Annotated in this window: 2 protein-coding genes; both read left to right on the top strand. The window is 61.1% G+C overall.

The annotated features are described in order from the left end of the window. Nucleotide 1: 1 nt before the first annotated feature. Nucleotides 2-148: a hypothetical protein gene (locus Q7C21_RS22650; RefSeq protein ID WP_375151185.1), complete on the top strand. Its 147-nt coding sequence runs from the start codon at nucleotides 2-4 to the stop codon at nucleotides 146-148. Then, nucleotides 149-561, top strand: a 413-nt coding sequence (locus Q7C21_RS22645; RefSeq protein WP_375151184.1) for an AAA family ATPase, incomplete at its 3' end; no start/stop codon positions are given.

Raw genomic sequence — 561 nt, 5'->3', positions numbered from 1 at the left:
GGTGGCCAGCGCCGAGTCGGATGCGGTCAGTGCGCTGATCTCCCTGGGCTACAAGCCGCAGGAAGCCAGCAAGGCGGTTTCCGCGATCAAAGACAAAGGCTTGAGCAGTGAAGACATGATCCGCCGAGCCCTGAAGGGAATGATTTAAGTGATTGAAGCTGACCGTCTGATCGCCGCCACGGGCCCCCGTGAGCGCGAGGAAATCCAGGACCGGGCGATTCGTCCAGTCAGTCTGGCCGACTATATTGGCCAGCCTAGCGTGCGCGAGCAGATGGAGCTGTTCATCCAGGCGGCCCGCGGGCGCAACGAGTCTTTGGATCACACCTTGATCTTCGGCCCTCCGGGGTTGGGCAAGACCACCCTGGCCAACATCATTGCCGAGGAAATGGGGGTATCGATCAAGAGCACTTCCGGCCCGGTGCTGGAGCGCCCCGGTGATCTGGCGGCGCTGCTGACCAATCTTGAGCCGCGCGATGTGCTGTTCATCGATGAGATTCACCGGCTGTCGCCGGCAGTCGAGGAAATCCTCTATCCGGCGATGGAAGATTATGCGCTCGACCT

The sequence above is a fragment of the Pantoea sp. ANP04 genome (assembly GCF_041982285.1).
Taxonomy (GTDB): domain Bacteria; phylum Pseudomonadota; class Gammaproteobacteria; order Enterobacterales; family Enterobacteriaceae; genus Pantoea; species Pantoea eucalypti.
This window is presented reverse-complemented; position numbering and strand designations above follow the sequence as displayed.